Consider the following 16,482-nt stretch of genomic DNA (forward strand, 5'->3'; position numbering starts at 1 on the left):
ATTCTCTCCGAGGCCGGCACCGACGAACAGCGAATTCCTGAGGCCCCGCGATCACCGCCCCGGGCGGGCTCGCCAGTGGCCGGCGACGGCGCGACCGGACCGCTCGTGCGCGGGCACCCAGGTGGCGCCAGGCGCCGGAGCGGGGGCCGCTCCCCCGCCGCTCGCGCCGAGCGCGCGGACGACGTCCGCGGCGCGCGCGGCGGCCCGGTCGACGAACTCCCCCGCGACGTCGGCGGGCACCAGGGTGCGCTCGTGCGCCACGGCGTCCCTGACGGCGTCCGGCCAGGCCGCGGCGTACGCGGCGGCGACGTCGGCGAGCCAGCCGCCGTCGACCCCGAGGTCGGTGGCGGCACGCTCGACGTGCCGTGGCCCCAGCGCGCGCAGGCGGTACTCGCCACCGAGCTTCATGGCGAGGCGCCCCTTGAACCGGATCTCGTCGGCCGGCCACAGCAGGCTCGCGCTGACCAGGTCGTACAGCGGGGCGAGCGCGGTGCGGGCGCCGACGTGCAGCAGCGCGAGGTTCTTGGCGTGCGCGTCGGTCCCGGCGGCCACCCAGTTGAAGACGACGGTGCGCGCGAGGTCGTCGCGCGACCGGGCGAGGTCGCGGCGGTCGACGGCACGGGCCACGAGCCGGGCGAGGTCGCGCACGCCGGGGCCGCCGTCGGCCTCGTACTTCGCCGACCGCCACAGGCCGAGCGCCTGGCACATGTCCTCCTGGTGCAGCCGGCGCGCACCGCCGTCACGGGTCACCAGCCGGTCGAACCGCTCGACCACGACGGCCGCCTGGTCCTCGAACCACGCGGACTCGACGGCGGCGACAGGCAGCCCGAGGGCGCGCGCCGCGCGCATGGTGACGAGCTCCGCGGCCGCGGAGTGCGCGATGCCGTCGACGCCGATCTTGAAGATGTGGGTGCTGGCGCCCCGGCCGGTGGGCTGGTGCCACGACCCGTCGGCCGCGCGAGCCAGGGCGAACTTGCCCTGCTGGCCTCCGAGCGAGAACCGCCCGCCGTGGTGCTCGAACGCCCACGAGGCGTCGTCCGCCCGTAGCTCGCGCAGGTGCGCGGCGATCTCCCGGGTGCCGAGGGGGCGGGCGCCCGCGCCGTCGCGCGGCTCTTCTCCCGCAGGCACCACCTGGACGGCGCCCGCGCAGTCGGCCCCCATGTGCCGCAGCAGGTTGAACGCCGTCGGGCGCCGCTCGTCGAACTGCGCGGCCCAGCGGGCGCGCACCGTGTCGTTGTCCGGCAGGAGGTTGTCGATCCAGGGCATGGCCACGTCCGCGCCGTGCTCGGCGACGTGCCGGGGCATGCTCACCGAGAGCGACGGCGCGGACCGCAGCGCCTGGTAGGACGGCGTGTACGCGAACGTGACGTCCCCGCCACGGTCGCGGACGAGGGTGCCCGCGTGGGCGCCGTCGAGCCAGACGTCGAGCCGGTCAGCGGCACGCCCTGCGGCGGCGCGGGTCCTGCGCTCAGCCACGGGCGCGGCCCAGCACGGCGTCGAGGGCGTCGTCGGGCTCGTCAGGTCCGACGTCGACGACGAGATCGACGGCGCGCAGCGCGTCGAGCACGAGGTCGAGCCGCGCCGTCGGCGCTCCCGCCTCCGCGGCGATGACCCACTGCCGGGACACGTCGACGGCGGCGGCCAGCTGCGCCTGCGTCATGCCCTTGTCCTTGCGGGCCTGGCGCAGCAGGGCCCCCAGCTGCTCGGCGTTGGCGACGATCATGGACTCCCCTCCCCTGCCCCGATGCCATGTCAGCGAGCGCCGACATCCCGAGGAATGTCAACGCTAAGCAACATTCGACGTGATGTCAACGATCGGTGACATCACGCGGGAGCGTCCACGCGATACGCCTGTCTGCCGGCCGGAGCGATGTCAGCGCTCTCCCCCACCCCCGAGGGACTCGAACCGCGCGACGGGGCCCGCGAGGACGCCGCCGTCGACCGGCAGGGTGACGCCGGTGATCCAGGCCGCGTCGTCGGAGGCCAGGAACGCGATCGCGGCGGCGACGTCGTCGGGCTCGCCGATCCGGCCGAGCGGGTACAGCGACGCGAGCCGGTCCGGGTCGGTGCGCTGGTCCCACGAGCGGGTGCGGACGGTACCGGGGGCGACGACGTTGATCCGCACGCCGCGTCCGCCGAGGCGCACCGCCAGGTTCTGCGCCAGGGACACGAGCCCGGCCTTCGCCGCCGAGTAGTCCTCGTCGCCGAACGCCTGGAGGCCGTTGACGGATCCGACCAGCACGATCGCGCCGCCGCGCGGCAGGTGTGGGGCCGCGGCGCGGACGCAGCGGGCCGGGCCGGCCAGGTTGAGGTCGACGCCGGCGGCCCAGGTGGTGTCGTCCATCCCGTCGAGGAGGCCGGGGTGCACGCCGGTGCCGCCGGCCACGCCGACGAGTACGTCCAGGCGGTCGTGCCGGTCGAGCGTCGTGGACACGGCGCGCTCGACCGACGCCGTGTCGGTGATGTCGCAGGCGACGGCCGACGCGGCGGTACCGGTGCGCCCGTCGGGCAGGGCGTCGACGGCGCGCTGCGCGGCGTCGACGTCGAGGTCCGCGACCACGACGGTGGCGCCCTCGGCGTGCAGGCGGCGCACGGTCGCCGCACCGATCCCGTGGGCGCCGCCGGTGACCAGCGCGACGCGGCCCTCGAACCTGCCTGCTGAAGCTGTTGTCACGTCCGTCCTCCTCGTCGAGCGGTGCGAGCCTCGCGGCGGCAGCCTTCGTGCCGCCGCCGGGTCAGAGCGCGAGCCGGTAGTAGTGCTCCTCGCCGTAGCGTGCGAACCCGGCCTTGCGCAGGATGCGGGCGGAGGTGCTGACCCGCCCCTTGACGAGCGCGAGCGACGCCCCCGCGGCGACGGACAGGCGCAGCCGTTCCTCGAGCACGGCGCGGTACGCGCCACGCCCACGACGGTGGGGCACGGTGCCTGCGCCCCACAGCCGGGCCACGACGCCCAGCTCCGGCCGCGGCGCCGCCGCGAGGGTGACGCCGGCGGAGGCCACGGGTTCGCCGTCCTGGTAGGCGACGACGCGGAGCTCGCGGCTGTCGTCGGCGAGCAGGGTGCGCGCGGCGACGGCGAGGCGCTCGTCGTCCATGGGCTGCTGGTCCCACACGGCGGTGTCGACGCGGTCGGCGTCGCGCAGCCCGTCCACGGCGGTCACCCGTCGCACCTCGAGCCGCCTGTCGGGCCGGGGCGGCACGTCGTGCTCGAGGTGCGCGGGGTCGAGGTCGCGGGCGAGCACGTCCACGGTGTCCTCCAGCCGCGCGCCGCGGGCGAGCAGCAGGTCGGTCAGGTCCGGGGTGCTGCTGGCCGAGACCCAGACGCCGAGGGTGTCGCTGCCCCAGGCGCGCGCCTGCTCGACGGCCCCGCGCAGGACGTCCTCAGGGGCCCGGGTGGACGCGATTCCGGTGAGGACGACGCGACCCTGCGCCCAGGCCGGCCAGCGGGTTAGGGTGACGTCCGTGACGACGCACTGCGCGTCGGGCGGCACCCAGGACCACTCGGCGGCGGCCTGCAGCACGGTCGGCGGGTCCCAGGTGGCGTCCATGACGGCAACCTAGCGAACCGGCGCGGGGTCGCGGCGGCGCCGCGCGCCCGTCACAGGCGGGCGGCGAGCGCCCGGACGACGTCGGCGGCGGGGCCGGTGGCTGCGCTGCGGTGGCCGGTCCCCGCCCACAGGTGCAGCCGGGCGGCGTCCCCGGCGGCGGCCGCACGGCGGCGCAGCTCGCGGGTGAGGTGGTGCACCTGCGGGTAGGCGTCCGGGGCGTGCGCGTCGTGGCGGGTGAGGAACCCGTTGACGAGGGCGCGGGCCGGGCGGCCCGTGAACGCGCGGGTCATCGCCGTCGTCGGGAACCGGGGGTCGGCGAGGGCGTCCCGGTGGGTGCGGGTGGTGCCGGCCTCGTCGGTGCGCAGCAGGAGGGTGCCGACGGCGACCGCCTGTGCCCCGGCCCGCAGCAGGGCGGCGACGGCGGGGGCGTCGTCCACTCCCCCGGCGGCGATCACCGGGAGGTGGGTGCGCGCCACGACGGCGGCGACGACGTCGGTGGTCGTGCCGTCGCCGACGGTGCGGGCGGGGTCCCAGGTGCCGCTGTGCCCGCCCGCGCGCGGTCCCTGCACCACGAGGCCGTCCGCGCCCAGCTCCGTGGCCGCCGCGGCCTCCTGCGGGGTCGTGACCGTGACCAGGACGACGGAGCCTGCCGCGCGCAGGGCCGCGACGTCCGCCGCAGGCGGGGGTCCGAACGTGAACGACACGACGGGCACGGGGTCGCGGCGCAGCAGGTCGACCTTCGCCGCCCAGCCGTCGTCGTCGGCCGCGGGCAGGGCGGCCAGCACGGCGTCGAGGTCGACGCCGTGCGCCGCGGCGTCCGGCGCGATCCGGTGGGCGTAGGCCGCGAGCGCCGCCGGGTCGGGCGCGGGCGTCGTGGAGGGGACGAAGAGGTTGACGCCGAAGGTGTGGGTGCGCTGGTGGGCGTGGCGGATCTGGTCGGCGAGGGCCTGGGGGGTCTGGTAGCCGCCGGCGAGGAAGGCGAGGGCGCCGGCCTCGGTGGTGGCGGACAGGAGGTCGAGGGTGGTGGGGCCTCCGGCCATGGGGGCGGCGACGAGGGGCAGGTCGGTGCCGAGGAGGGTGGTGCGGGCCATGTTCCGCATCGTGCCACCGGGCGGGTGCGGTCTCATCTGGCGCTCATGCGGGCCTGGCACGCTGGGCGCCCCGCCGGGTGGCGGGCGACGAGGGTTCGGTACGAGGAGGGGTGAGAGCACCGCATGACGGCGTTGGTGCGGGAGGACGTGACGGTGCGGGGCGCCGGGACGGGGACGTTCGTGCTGGTGGGTGGTGTGCCGGGGGCGGGCAAGAGCACGGCGCTCGCGTGGGTGGCGGGGTTGCGTCCGGGGGTGCGGGTGCTGGACAGCGAGGCGGCGCGTCGTGAGCTGCGGGGTCGGGTGCCGCGCGGGGTGCCGTACGCGGTGTACCGGCCGGTGGTGCACGTGCGTCACCTGGTGGGGGTGGTGCGGGCGGTGCTGAGGGGCCCGTGGGAGGGCGTGGATGGTGGCTGCCGTGCGGGTGTCGGTGCAGGTGACGGTGCGGGGGTGCTGGTGGTGCACGACCCGGCGACGTCGCGGGCGCGGCGGCGGTGGTGGGCGTGCCTGGCGCGGCGGGCGGGGTGGCGTCCGGTGCTGGTGATGGTCGACGTGGGGCGCGACGAGGCGTTGTCGGGGCAGGAGGCGCGGGGCCGGGTGGTGCGGTCGCGGGCGTTCGCGCGGCACTGGCGGCGGTGGGCGGCGCAGCGTGCGGGGCTGGTCGCGGTCTCGGGTGGCGGTGCGGCCGGTGGGTGGTCGGAGGTGCACGTGGTGGACCGGGGCCGGGCCGTGCCGGCGCTGGTGAGGGTGGTGGACGCGGCGGTGCCTGTCGGGGTGCGTGGTGCCCGCTAGGGTCGCGCGCATGACGTCGTCGGGCCTGTCGGGTGCTGCGCTGGAGCGGGTGGTCGAGCACGTGCGGGCGGTGGGCGACGGGGTGGTGTCGACGCTGGGCCCGGACGGTGGCCCGCAGGCCGCGTACCTGACGTTGGCGGTGACGGCGCGGGGCGAGCTGGTCTTCGACGCGCGGGAGGGGTCCCGCAAGGTGGCGAACCTGCGGCGCGACCCGCGGGTGGCGGTGGTCGTGGGCGGCCCGGGCGGCACGACGCTCCAGCTGCAGGGTGTGGCGGACGAACCGTCGGGAGCCGCCCGGGTCCGGTGCGCGGCCGCGTACCGGGCGGCGTTCCCGCAGTTCGCGGCGTCGTTGGACGACCCGGGCATCGTGGTGGTGCGGGTGGTGGTGCGGTGGGCGCGCTGGGGCGACTACCGCACCTCTCCCCCGGTGGTGGAGGACCTGGTGGGCGGGGCGGGCTGAGCCTCAGCGCCAGCCGAGGGCGGGCGCGACGTGCCGGACGACGTTCTCGATGACGTGGGCGTTGTACTCGACGCCGAGCTGGTTGGGCACGGTGAGCAGGAGGGTGTCGGCCGCGGCGACGGCCTCGTCCTCGGCGAGGTCGGCCACCACGCGGTCGATCTCGCCGGCGTACGTCTTGCCGAAGCGGGCGCGGACGCCCTCGAGGACGCCGACCTGGTCGGTGCTGGCGGTCTCGAGGCCGAAGTAGGTGCGGTCGCGTTCGTCGGTGATGGGGAAGACGCTGCGCGAGACGGACACGCGGGGTTCCCACCCGTGACCGGCGGCGGCCCAGGCGTCACGGAAGCGCCGGATCTGTTCGGCCTGCAGGCGGTGGAACGGCACCCCGGTGTCCTCGGACAGGAGCGTGGAGCTCATGAGGTTCATCCCCTGGGCGGCAGTCCACTCGGCGGTGGCGCGCGTGCCGGCACCCCACCAGATCCGTTCGCGCAGGCCCTCGGAGTGCGGCTCGACGCGCAGCAGGCCGGGCGGGTTGGGGAACATGGGGCGCGGGTTGGGCTCGGCGAAGCCCGCCCCGTCGAGCACCTCGAGGAACCGGGCGGTGTGGCGGCGGGCCATGTCGGCGTCCGACTCCCCGGGGCGCGGCTCGTGCCCGAAGTGTCGGAAGCCGTCGACGACCTGCTCGGGTGACCCGCGGCTGATGCCGAGCTGCAGCCTGCCGCCGGCGATGAGGTCGGCGGCGCCGGCGTCCTCGGCCAGGTACAGGGGGTTCTCGTAGCGCATGTCGATGACGGCGGTGCCGATCTCGATGCGGCTCGTGCGCGCGCCGACGGCGGCGAGCAGGGGGAACGGGGAGGCGAGCTGCCGGGCGAAGTGGTGCACCCGGAAGTACGCGCCGTCGGCGCCGAGCTCCTCGGCCGCCACGGCGAGGTCGATCGACTGCAGCAGGGCGTCGGACGCCGAGCGGGTGGCGGACTGCGGGTGCGGCGTCCAGTGGCCGAAGGACAGGAATCCGAGGTGCTTCACGGGGTCGTCAACCTCCAGCGGGCCCGGGTGCTTCCCGGGGCGTCCTCCCGATCGTCCCGCCGATCGTCTCCGCGGTCATCTCCGCGGCGCGGGCGGTTCGCGCGGCGGGCGCCCGAAACCTCGTGCCTGACCTCGTGCCTGGGTGAGGCGCGCGCCTAGCCTGGGCGCATGACTCTCGCTCACGACGTCGCCGGTGACCCCGGCTCCCCCGCCGTCGTCCTGCTGCACGCCGGGGTGGCGGACCGGCGCATGTGGGACGCCGTGGCCCCCGCGCTGGCGCACCGGTTCCGGGTCCTGCGGCCGGACCTGCGCGGCTTCGGCGACTCGCCGCTGCCCACCGACGGCCACCGCTACACCAACGCGGGCGACGTCGTCGCCCTGCTCGACACGCTCGGCGTCGCCGACGCGGCCGTGGTGGGGTCGTCGTTCGGCGGCAAGGTGGCGCTCGAGCTCGCGACGGCGCACCCCGGCCGGGTGCGCGAGCTCGTGCTGCTGTGCCCCGCGGCGCCCGGCGTGCCCGACACCGAGGCGTCCGACGCGTTCGACGCCGAGGAGGCCCGCCTGCTGGCCGCGGGTGACGTCGAGGGTGCGGTGCGGCTCAACGTGACGACGTGGCTCGGGCCCGACGCCGACGACGCCGCCCGCGAGGCGCTCGCGACCATGCAGCGCCGGGCGTTCGAGGTGCAGCTGGCCGCCGACGCGGCCGCGAGCGCCGCGGGGTCGCCGGAGCCCGGCCCGGACGGGGTGGCGGTCGACCTCGCGGGCATCCGGGTGCCGACGTTCGTCGTCGAGGGTGGGCACGACATGGACGCCCTGCAGGCGTGCGCGCGGCACGTGGCGCACGAGGTGCCGGGCGCGGAGCTGTCCGCGCTGGGGTGGGCGGGGCACCTGCCCGTGCTGGAACGGCCGGACGCGGTGCTGGCGCTGCTGCTGGACGTGCTGCGCGACGACCCCACGGTCCACGCCCCCTGACCGACATCTGCGTGAAACACCCGCGGGCGAGAATCCGGGGGTGATCATCGCCCCCGAGTCCCCCGACCGCGCCGACGTGCGTGCCCTGCTGGACGAGCACCTGGCCGACATGCACGCCACCTCCCCCGCGGAGTCCGTGCACGCCCTGGACCTGGGCGGCCTGCTGGTCGACTCGGTGACGTTCCTGACGGCGCGCGACGCCGACGGGACGTTGCTGGGATGCGGCGCCCTGAGCGAGCTGACGCCCACCACCGCCGTCTGCCCGGGGCAGGGCGAGGTGAAGTCGATGCGCACGGCCCGTCCCGCGCGGGGGCGCGGCGTGGCGGGCGCCGTCCTGGAGCGGCTCGTGACGCTGGCCCGCGAGCGCGGGTACGCGGCGGTGAGCCTGGAGACGGGCCCGCAGGAGTACTTCGCGGCCGCGCGGCGCCTGTACGCGCGGCACGGGTTCGTGCCCTGCGGGCCGTTCGGCTCCTACCTGCCCGACCCGTGCAGCGTGTTCCGCACCCTCGACCTCACGGCCGGGGCTGGGCGGGGTGCGACCCGCGTCGCGGGGGCGGTGGCCGGCCCCGCGGCCTAGCCTCGGGCGATGACCGCTACCGCCCCGACCCCCGCGACGCCCACCAGCGCGCCCGCCGGCGCGCCCACGACCGTGGGCGCGCCGGCGACGCTGCTGGAGCGACGGTTCCCGTGGCGGGGCCGACAGATCGCCTGGACGGCGTTCGGCTCCGGCCCGCCGCTGGTGTTCTGCCACGGCACGCCGTGGTCGTCGTGGTTGTGGGAGCCGTACGCCCGCGCCCTGGCCGCCGAGTTCACCGTGCACCTGTGGGACATGCCCGGCTACGGCGCCTCGTCGAAGGAGCCCGCGCACGACGTCGACCTGGGCACGCAGGGTGAGGCGTTCGCTGCCCTGCTGGCGTCCTGGCGCGACGGGTGGGCGGGCGACGGCGCCGACGGTGCTGACGGTGCCGACTCGGGCGAGCCGCCGCTGCCGCACGTCGTCGCGCACGACTACGGCGGCGCGGTGAGCCTGCGCGCCGCGCTGCTGCACGGCGCCCGGTACGCGTCGCTGTGCCTCGTGGACGTGGTGGCGCTGCGCCCGTGGGGCTCGCCGTACTTCGCGCTGGTGCGTGAGCACGCCGACGTCTTCGCGGCCGTCCCCGCCGCCGTGCACCGGGGCGCGCTGGAGGCGTACGTGCGCACGGCCGCGCACCACCCGCTGCGGGCGGAGCACCTGGCCGCGCTCGTCGCCCCGTGGACGGACGAGGCCGGGCAGGGGGCGTTCTACCGGCAGGTCGCGCAGGCCGACGAGCGGTACACCGCCGAGCTCGAGCCGCTGCTGGGCGGCCTCGACGTCCCCGTGCGCGTGCTGTGGGGCGAGCAGGACCAGTGGATCCCGCCGGACCGGGCGCGCAGGCTGGCGGATGCCATCCCGCACGCCGACGTGCGGCTGGTCCCGGACGCCGGGCACCTGGTGCAGCTCGACGCGCCCGTCGCGCTCGCCGTCGAGCTGGAGCGCTGGCTCGGGTCCCGCCGCTGACCGGCGGCGCCAGGCCGACGTTCAGTACCAGCTCGCCCGCGCGTGCTGGAAGATGAGGTTGGTCTCGGTGAGCGCCACGTCCGGGTCCGTGGACAGGTGCTCGATGACGAACTCGTTCAGGGCGTCGGAGTCCGCCGCGGCCACGTGCACGAAGAAGTCGTGCGCGCCGCCCAGCAGGAAGACGTTCAGCACCCCGGGCAGCTCGGCGAGGCGCTGCAGGTAGCCGCTGAGGCGGGTGCGGGCCGCGCCGCGCATCTGCACCGCGATCATCGCCTGCAGGGGGTGCCCGGTGCGCGCGGGGTCGACGTCGGCGTGGAAGCCGCGGATCACGCCCCGCTCGCGCAGCTGCCGCACCCGCGTCAGCGCCGTGGAGGGTGCCACGCCCGCGCGCGCGGCGAGCGCGTTGTTCGGGAGGCGGGCGTCGGCCGCGAGCGCCGCGAGGAGCCGCTGGTCGACGTCGTCCAGCCGGGCGGGGGCCGGGCCGCGGCGTTCGAGACCCCACGAGGGGTCCGGACCGACGTCCCGGCCTCGCTGGTCCCCGGATCGAACGTCCTTCGCTCGCGGCTGGCGTACCCCGGGCCGAGCCGGGCGTTGCGTCGACATCCTGCGAATCTATCGAAGGATGTACGGATTCATGGCGTCGTGCCGAATCAGCCCGGCAGACTGGGACGTGAGCGGGGTCACACGCCCCGCGTCACGCACCCGCCGTCTCCCGGCCACGAGCCGAGGGCCGGTGCCGAGCCACGAAGGCGGACTCACCATGCGCATCGGCGTCCCGAGGGAAGTCAAGAACCACGAGTACCGGGTGGCGATCACGCCGGCCGGCGTGCACGAGCTCGCCTCCCGCGGGCACGACGTCGTGGTGGAGGCGGGCGCCGGGGCCGGCTCCGCGATCACCGACGAGGAGTACCGCACCGCGGGTGCCGACGTCGTCGCGGACGCCGACGAGGTGTGGGCCAGCGCGCAGACGGTCCTCAAGGTCAAGGAGCCCGTCGCGCAGGAGTACCACCGGCTGCGGCCGGGGCTGACGCTGTTCACCTACCTGCACCTCGCGGCGGACAAGGCGCTCACCGAGGAGCTGCTGGCACGCGACGTGACCGCCGTGGCGTACGAGACGGTGCAGACCCCCGACGGGCGGCTCCCGCTGCTGGCGCCGATGTCGGAGGTCGCCGGGCGGCTCGCCCCGCAGGTCGGCGCCGCCACCCTGCTGCGCGCCGCGGGCGGGCGCGGCGTGCTGCTCGGCGGGGTGCCGGGCGTGCCCGCCGGGCACGTGGTGATCGTCGGGGCGGGGGTGTCGGGCATGAACGCCGCCCGCATCGCCGTCGGCCTCGGCGCGCGCGTCACCCTCCTGGACACCAGCGCCGACGCGCTCAGGTCCGCCGACCGTGAGTTCGGCGGACGGGTGCAGACGCTCGCCTCGAACCGGCTCACGCTCGCCGAGGCCGTGCTGGAGGCCGACCTGGTGATCGGCGCCGTCCTCGTCCCCGGCGCCAAGGCGCCCGTGCTGGTGCCGAACGACCTCGTGGCACGCATGCGCCCCGGCGCCGTCCTGGTGGACATCGCCATCGACCAGGGCGGCTGCTTCGAGGACTCGCGCCCCACCACCCACGCCGACCCCACGTTCGCCGTGCACGACACCGTCTTCTACTGCGTGGCGAACATGCCAGGCGCCGTGCCCCGCACGTCCACGTACGCGCTGACGAACGTGACCCTGCCCTACGCCGTGGCGCTCGCGGACCACGGCTGGCGCGAGGCGCTGCGCCGCGACCCCGTGCTGGCGCACGGCCTCAACGTGCACGACGGGCGCGTCACCAACGCCGGCGTGGCGGAGGCGCACTCCCTCGAGCACGTCGACGTCGCCACCGTCCTCTAGCCGCACCTCGTTGTGGGCGCGATTTCGGGGACAATGACGGGCCCTGTTGTCCCCGAAATCGCGCCCGCAACCGGGGCGTCAGGATCGGTGGCGCGGCGGGAGGGGGACGCGGTCGAGGTCGGCCGCGACGGTGAGGCCGCCGTCGTACACCTCGCGTGCCTCGTGCTCGAACGCGGCCGGCAGCTCGTCGGGCACCCGGTAGCGCTGGGAGAAGTGCGTGAGCACGAGGTGGCGCACCCCGGCGCGGGAGGCGACGATCGCCGCCTGCCGGCAGGTGAGGTGGGCCCACCGGGCGGCGAGCTCGGCGTCGCGGTGCAGGAACGTCGACTCGATCACCAGCAGGTCGACGCCGTCGGCGAGCTCGCCGACGGCGTCGCACAGGCGGGTGTCCATGACGAACGCGACCGACTGCCCGCGGCGGGGCACCGAGACCGCGTCGCGGTGCACGGTGCGGCCGTCGTCCAGCACGAGGACGCCGTCGCGCAGCAGCCGCCCGACCTGCGGGCCGGGCGGCACGCCGGCGGCGGCGAGCGCCGCCGGGTCCAGGGACACGCCGTCCGGCTCGTCGAGGCGGTAGCCGACCGCGTCGATCCGGTGGTCCAGCGGCCGGGCGCTGAGCACCGGCGCGCCGAGGCCGGCCCCGCGCTCGCCGTCCACGCGCGGCAGCGTCACGACGGGCGCGGGGCCGCCGGCGTCCCGGCCCTGGGGCGCGAACGACACGGGTTGCAGGGCGACGCGCTCGTGGTGGTCGTAGGCGCTCGCGTCGAGCAGGTGGCGCACCCACGGCTCGCCGGACGCCGGGAAGGAGACCGGCACGGTGTGCCGCACCTGGTCCCCCGACAGCCGCTGCGCGACGCCGGCCAGGCCCAGGGAGTGGTCGCCGTGCAGGTGGGTGATCGCGATGCGGGTCAGGTCGGTCGCGGAGACGCCCGCCAGGGTCATCTGACGCTGGGTGCCTTCGCCGGGGTCGAACAGGATCGCCGCGTCGTCGAAGAACAGGACGTACCCGTTGTGGTTGCGCGTGCGGGTCGGCACCATGCTCGCGGTGCCGAGCACGACCAGCTCACGTCGTGACACGCGTGGCGCGCCGACCGGTCAGCGGCCCAGGGCGCGCCCGACGACGCGCACCAGCCCCGTGGTCACGTGCTGCACGGGCCGCCACAGGTCACGGTCGAACACGGCCGTGCGGGCGGCCGGGCCACGCCGCAGCCGGCCGGTCAGCCGGGGCGCCGAGGCGTCTGCCGACGACGCTCCTCGAGGGGTGGTCGCCTGGGCCGTGCCCGGCACGAGGGCAGCGGGCCGCGGCGACGGCAGGCCCGCGAGCGCCGACGGCCGGTAGCGGGCGCCCGGGTCCCACCGCGGGTGGGGGCGCCGCGTCGCGTCGTCGGAGGTCGAGGCGGGCATGGGGTCATCGTGGCGCGGCCGCACGCGCCGCGCAAGGGCGCCCGGGCGGGCGGCTCAGGCGCCGGGGAAGCCCTGCGGGTTCTCCGACTGCCAGCGCCAGGTGTCGGCGCACATGTCGTCGATGGTCTTCACGGCCCGCCAGCCCAGCTCGGTCTGCGCGCGGGTGGGGTCGGCCCAGAACGCGGCGAGGTCGCCGGCGCGGCGCGGCCCGACCTCGTACGGCAGCTCGCGGCCCACGGCCCGCTCGAAGGCGTGCAGCATCTGCAGCACCGAAGTGCCCGTGCCCGTGCCGAGGTTGAACGCGCGCACGGGCTCGACCATCGCTTCCAGGTGGTCCAGCGCGGCCACGTGCCCGGCGGCGAGGTCCTCGACGTGCAGGTAGTCGCGCTCGCACGTGCCGTCCGTGGTCGGGTAGTCGTCCCCGAACACGACCAGCTTGTCGCGCTTGCCGACGGCGACCTGCGCCAGGAACGGCATGAGGTTGTTCGGGATGCCCTGCGGGTCCTCCCCGATCTGCCCCGACGGGTGCGCCCCCACGGGGTTGAAGTAGCGCAGCAGCGCCACCCGCAGGCCGTCCGTGGCCGCCGCGGCGTCGGCCATGATCCGCTCGATCATCACCTTCGTCTGCCCGTACGGCGACGACGACGACAGGAAGTCGTAGTCCTCGCGGTAGGGCACGGGCGCCTTCTCCCCGTACACGGTGGCCGAGGAGGAGAACACCAGCCGCGACACGTCGTGGCGGCGCATCGCCTCCAGCAGCGACAGCGTGGAGTCGAGGTTGTTGCGGTAGTACTCCAGCGGCTTGGCCACCGACTCCCCCACGGCCTTGAGGCCCGCGAAGTGCACGACCGCGTCGAACTTCTCGTGCGCGAACAGGCGCTCGGTCTTCTCCGCGTCCGTGAGGTCGATCGCGTGCACCGGCACGTGCACGCCCGACAGCGACTCCACCCGGCCCATCACCGTGGGCTTGCTGTTGGAGAAGTCGTCCACGACGACGACGTCATGCCCGGAGGCCACGAGGGACAGGACCGTGTGGGAGCCGATGTAGCCGGCACCGCCGGAGACCAGAACGCGCATGGGCCCAGCCTAGGGCGTCGGGCACCGTCGTCGGACGGGCGTCCGCACCCCGGGCCGGGCCCGTGCGCGTGCTGGTCGGGTCAGCTGCCGCCGAGGAGCTCGGTGAAGCTCGGCGTCGCGGCGAACGGGTCGACCGGCCCGTCGTTCTCCCGGCGGGCGACCCGCTGCGCCAGCTCGCGCCCCGCGCGCCCGATGCGCTTCGGCAGGCCCGCACCCGGGTCGTCGGCGCTCGCGGCCCAGTCGTCGGTGGCGGCGAACACGCTGGTCGGCACGACGTCGGCGCGCAGGTAGGTGAACAGCGGCCGCATCGTGTACTCCAGCGCCAGGGAGTGGCGGGCGGTGCCGCCGGTGGCGCCGAGCAGCACGGGCATGCCCGTCACGGAGTCGGGGTCGACGACGTCCCAGAAGGACTTGAACAGCCCCGAGTAGCTCGTGGTGAACACGGGCGAGACGGCGATGAGCCCGTCGGCGCCCGTCACGGTCTCCAGCGCGCGGGCCAGGTCGCCGGTGGGGAACCGGGTGAGCATCGCGTCGACGACGGCGTGCGCGAGGTCGCGCAGCTCGATCGTGGTCACCCGCACCGTGTGCCCGGCGTCCTCGAGCTCGCGCACCGTCGCGTCCGCGAGCCGGTCCGCCAGCAGCCGTGTCGAGGACGGCTGCGACAGCCCCGCCGAGACGACGGCGAGGGTGCGCTCGCCGCCCCCGCTGCCGGGGGCCTGCGGGGTGAACGGGGTGGTCATGCTCGAGCCTCCTGCTGGGTGGTGCCGGTCGTGCGGGCGCCGGCGGGCTGGGTGCCCTCGGCAACGGTACCGGTGTACGGGTCGGCGGTGTCGCCGACGTGGGTGGCGCCGGCCTCGCCCGCCGCGCGGGCGGCGGCGACCCGCTCCGCGTGCGTCGGCGGGTTCAGGGGCACGTCCTCGGCGGGGCGCTTGGCCTCGGCGATCTTGCGCAGCTCGGGCACGACCTCCTCGCCGAGCAGGTCGATCTGCTCCAGCACGGTCTTCAGCGGCAGGCCCGCGTGGTCCACGAGGAACAGCTGGCGCTGGTAGTAGCCCACCTCGTCGACGAACGACGCGTACCGGTCGATCACCTGCTGCGGCGAGCCGACGGTCAGCGGCGTCTCGCGCGTGAAGTCCTCCATCGACGGGCCGTGCCCGTACACGGGCGCCTCGTCGAAGTAGGGCCGGAACTCGTTCCACGCGTCCTGGGACCGCTTGCGCATGAACACCTGCCCGCCGAGCCCGACGATCGCCTGGTCGGCGCGCCCGTGCCCGTAGTGCTCGAAGCGCTGACGGTAGAACCGCACCATCTGCCGCGTGTGGTGCATCGGCCAGAAGATGTTGTTGTGCAGGAACCCGTCGCCGTAGAACGCGGCCTGCTCGGCGATCTCGGGGCTGCGGATCGAGCCGTGCCACACGAACGGCGGCACGCCGTCCAGCGGGCGCGGGGTGGAGGTGAAGCCCTGCAGCGGGGTGCGGAACTTGCCCTCCCAGTCGACGACGTCCTCGGTCCACAGCCGGCGCAGCAGCGCGTAGTTCTCGACGGCGAGCGGGATGCCCTGACGGATGTCCTGCCCGAACCACGGGTACACGGGGCCGGTGTTGCCGCGGCCCATCATGAGGTCCATGCGTCCGTCGGAGATGACCTGGAGCATCGCGTACTCCTCGGCGAGGCGCACCGGGTCGTTCGTCGTGATGAGCGTGGTCGCGGTCGACAGCGTGATGTTCTTGGTGACGCCGGCGAGGTAGCCGAGCATCGTCGTGGGCGAGGACGCGACGAACGGCGGGTTGTGGTGCTCGCCCGTGGCGTAGACGTCCAGGCCCGCCTCGTCGGCGTGCCGGGCGATGGTGAGCATGTTGCGCACCCGCTCAGTGTCGTCCGGGGTGTGGCCCGTCGTGGGGTCGGTGGTGACGTCGCTGACGGAGAAGATTCCGAACTGCACGGCTGCGCTCCCTGCTCCTGGTGGCTGGTGGACCCGGGACCGATCCTAGGTCCATGCGTTTGCATGTACATGGCGGTGAACCGTGCACCCCGCCGCGTTGTTCCCGCCGCCGACGGGGCGGCACGGGTGACGTCGCGCACAAAGGACGCCCGCCGGGCGGTCTCAAGTTGCGCACGGCTCGCCGACTGGCAACCCTGGGGTTTGGCGACGCCGCGTCCACAACATCCTGCCGTGTCTCCGGCACCCGGAGTGGACCGTGCTTCACGGGACCTTCACGGACCGCCGGAACAACCCCCGGCAGGGCCGCGTTGGAACCTCAGGCCCATTCCCACCGACCTCCAGGAGGACGACATGCCCGACCGGTCCCTGCGCGGCATGAGCATCGGCAGCAAGAGCATGGAGTCCGACGAGGGCGTGGACTTCGCCCCGCGGTTCCAGGCGCACTACGACTGCCCCAACGGCCACACCATCATCCTGCCCTTCTCCACCGAGGCCGAGGTGCCGCCGGTGTGGGAGTGCCGGTGCGGCGAGGAGGCGCTCCTGCGCGACGCCGAGAAGCCCGAGCCGAAGGCCACCAAGCCCCAGCGCACCCACTGGGACATGCTGCTCGAGCGCCGCACCGTCTCCGAGCTGGAGGAGCTCCTCGACGAGCGCCTCGAGCTGCTGCGGGCCGGCAAGCTGCGCCGCAGCGCCTGACGCGCGGCCCCACGCACACGCCGAAGGGCGGGCACCCCACCGGGTGCCCGCCCTTCGGCGTGTCTCCGCCCCC

19 protein-coding genes are annotated in these 16,482 nt (G+C 75.5%); 7 read left to right on the plus strand and 12 right to left on the minus strand.

The genetic code is table 11. The features are described 5' to 3' along the window. Positions 1 to 51 precede the first annotated feature (51 nt). The 5 genes from ACH436_RS03735 to ACH436_RS03755 form a co-directional block, all read right to left on the minus strand. Positions 52 to 1,476, minus strand: a complete 1,425-nt coding sequence (locus tag ACH436_RS03735; protein ID WP_430558813.1) for a type II toxin-antitoxin system HipA family toxin — start codon at positions 1,474 to 1,476, stop codon at positions 52 to 54. Further along, a complete protein-coding gene (locus tag ACH436_RS03740; RefSeq protein ID WP_430558814.1) occupies positions 1,469 to 1,723 on the minus strand; it encodes a helix-turn-helix domain-containing protein in 255 nt (84 codons plus the stop codon). Before ACH436_RS03740 ends, ACH436_RS03735 begins: the two co-directional genes overlap by 8 nt. A 150-nt stretch (positions 1,724 to 1,873) precedes the next feature. After that, positions 1,874 to 2,674 carry an SDR family NAD(P)-dependent oxidoreductase gene (locus tag ACH436_RS03745; RefSeq protein WP_430558815.1) on the minus strand — a complete coding sequence of 267 codons (801 nt, stop codon included), beginning with the start codon at positions 2,672 to 2,674 and terminating at the stop codon, positions 1,874 to 1,876. Positions 2,675 to 2,735: 61 nt separating this feature from the next. Then, the gene (locus tag ACH436_RS03750) at positions 2,736 to 3,545 is read right to left on the minus strand and encodes a hypothetical protein (RefSeq protein WP_430558816.1); all 810 of its coding nucleotides are present in this window, start codon (positions 3,543 to 3,545) and stop codon (positions 2,736 to 2,738) included. A 50-nt stretch (positions 3,546 to 3,595) separates the two neighbouring features. Further along, entirely contained in the window at positions 3,596 to 4,636 is a 1,041-nt protein-coding gene (locus ACH436_RS03755; protein WP_430558817.1) for a nitronate monooxygenase, read from the minus strand. Between the two features lie 123 nt (positions 4,637 to 4,759). On the opposite strand from ACH436_RS03755, the gene ACH436_RS03760 reads away from it, so the two are divergent. Then, a complete protein-coding gene (locus tag ACH436_RS03760) occupies positions 4,760 to 5,425 on the plus strand; it encodes a hypothetical protein (protein ID WP_430558818.1) in 666 nt (221 codons plus the stop codon). A gap of 10 nt (positions 5,426 to 5,435) precedes the next feature. After that, positions 5,436 to 5,885, plus strand: coding sequence for a pyridoxamine 5'-phosphate oxidase family protein (locus ACH436_RS03765; protein ID WP_430558819.1), 450 nt, complete (start codon positions 5,436 to 5,438; stop codon positions 5,883 to 5,885). Between the two features lie 3 nt (positions 5,886 to 5,888). Here the strand turns inward: ACH436_RS03765 and ACH436_RS03770 are convergent, their stop codons facing one another. Continuing rightward, a complete protein-coding gene (locus ACH436_RS03770; protein WP_430558820.1) occupies positions 5,889 to 6,908 on the minus strand; it encodes an LLM class flavin-dependent oxidoreductase in 1,020 nt (339 codons plus the stop codon). A gap of 168 nt (positions 6,909 to 7,076) precedes the next feature. Here ACH436_RS03770 and ACH436_RS03775 point away from each other — a divergent pair, with 168 nt between their 5' ends. From ACH436_RS03775 to ACH436_RS03785, 3 genes are read left to right on the plus strand one after another with little or no spacing between them, the layout of a single operon-like run. Further along, the gene (locus ACH436_RS03775) at positions 7,077 to 7,880 is read left to right on the plus strand and encodes an alpha/beta fold hydrolase (RefSeq protein WP_430558821.1); all 804 of its coding nucleotides are present in this window, start codon (positions 7,077 to 7,079) and stop codon (positions 7,878 to 7,880) included. Between the two features lie 40 nt (positions 7,881 to 7,920). Next, on the plus strand, positions 7,921 to 8,457 hold the full coding sequence (locus tag ACH436_RS03780) for a GNAT family N-acetyltransferase (RefSeq protein ID WP_430558822.1): 537 nt from the start codon (positions 7,921 to 7,923) through the stop codon (positions 8,455 to 8,457). A gap of 9 nt (positions 8,458 to 8,466) precedes the next feature. Further along, positions 8,467 to 9,417, plus strand: coding sequence for an alpha/beta fold hydrolase (locus ACH436_RS03785; protein ID WP_430558823.1), 951 nt, complete (start codon positions 8,467 to 8,469; stop codon positions 9,415 to 9,417). Positions 9,418 to 9,438: 21 nt separating this feature from the next. On the opposite strand, the gene ACH436_RS03790 is transcribed toward ACH436_RS03785, so the two are convergent. Further along, positions 9,439 to 10,020 (minus strand): Lrp/AsnC family transcriptional regulator, encoded by a 582-nt coding sequence (locus ACH436_RS03790; protein ID WP_430558824.1) that lies wholly within the window; start codon positions 10,018 to 10,020, stop codon positions 9,439 to 9,441. 157 nt (positions 10,021 to 10,177) lie between these two features. On the opposite strand from ACH436_RS03790, the gene ald reads away from it, so the two are divergent. Further along, positions 10,178 to 11,290: an alanine dehydrogenase gene (gene ald / locus ACH436_RS03795; protein WP_430558825.1), complete on the plus strand. Its 1,113-nt coding sequence runs from the start codon at positions 10,178 to 10,180 to the stop codon at positions 11,288 to 11,290. Between the two features lie 78 nt (positions 11,291 to 11,368). Here the strand turns inward: ald and ACH436_RS03800 are convergent, their stop codons facing one another. From ACH436_RS03800 to ACH436_RS03820, 5 genes are all read right to left on the minus strand, one after another. Then, positions 11,369 to 12,367: a ribonuclease Z gene (locus ACH436_RS03800; RefSeq protein WP_430558826.1), complete on the minus strand. Its 999-nt coding sequence runs from the start codon at positions 12,365 to 12,367 to the stop codon at positions 11,369 to 11,371. A gap of 18 nt (positions 12,368 to 12,385) precedes the next feature. Next, a complete protein-coding gene (locus ACH436_RS03805) occupies positions 12,386 to 12,694 on the minus strand; it encodes a hypothetical protein (RefSeq protein ID WP_430558827.1) in 309 nt (102 codons plus the stop codon). A gap of 54 nt (positions 12,695 to 12,748) precedes the next feature. Next, entirely contained in the window at positions 12,749 to 13,771 is a 1,023-nt protein-coding gene (galE, locus tag ACH436_RS03810) for a UDP-glucose 4-epimerase GalE (RefSeq protein WP_430558828.1), read from the minus strand. 80 nt (positions 13,772 to 13,851) lie between these two features. Next, positions 13,852 to 14,511, minus strand: coding sequence for an FMN reductase (locus ACH436_RS03815; protein WP_430558829.1), 660 nt, complete (start codon positions 14,509 to 14,511; stop codon positions 13,852 to 13,854). Continuing rightward, positions 14,508 to 15,713, minus strand: a complete 1,206-nt coding sequence (locus tag ACH436_RS03820) for an LLM class flavin-dependent oxidoreductase (protein ID WP_430558830.1) — start codon at positions 15,711 to 15,713, stop codon at positions 14,508 to 14,510. The genes ACH436_RS03815 and ACH436_RS03820 overlap by 4 nt, the downstream gene beginning before the upstream one ends. Before the next feature lie 351 nt (positions 15,714 to 16,064). Here ACH436_RS03820 and ACH436_RS03825 point away from each other — a divergent pair, with 351 nt between their 5' ends. Further along, positions 16,065 to 16,409, plus strand: a complete 345-nt coding sequence (locus tag ACH436_RS03825) for an RNA polymerase-binding protein RbpA (RefSeq protein WP_225566476.1) — start codon at positions 16,065 to 16,067, stop codon at positions 16,407 to 16,409. Positions 16,410 to 16,482: the final 73 nt, after the last annotated feature.

The organism is Isoptericola sp. NPDC019693 (genome assembly GCF_044389085.1).
GTDB lineage: Bacteria > Actinomycetota > Actinomycetes > Actinomycetales > Cellulomonadaceae > Isoptericola.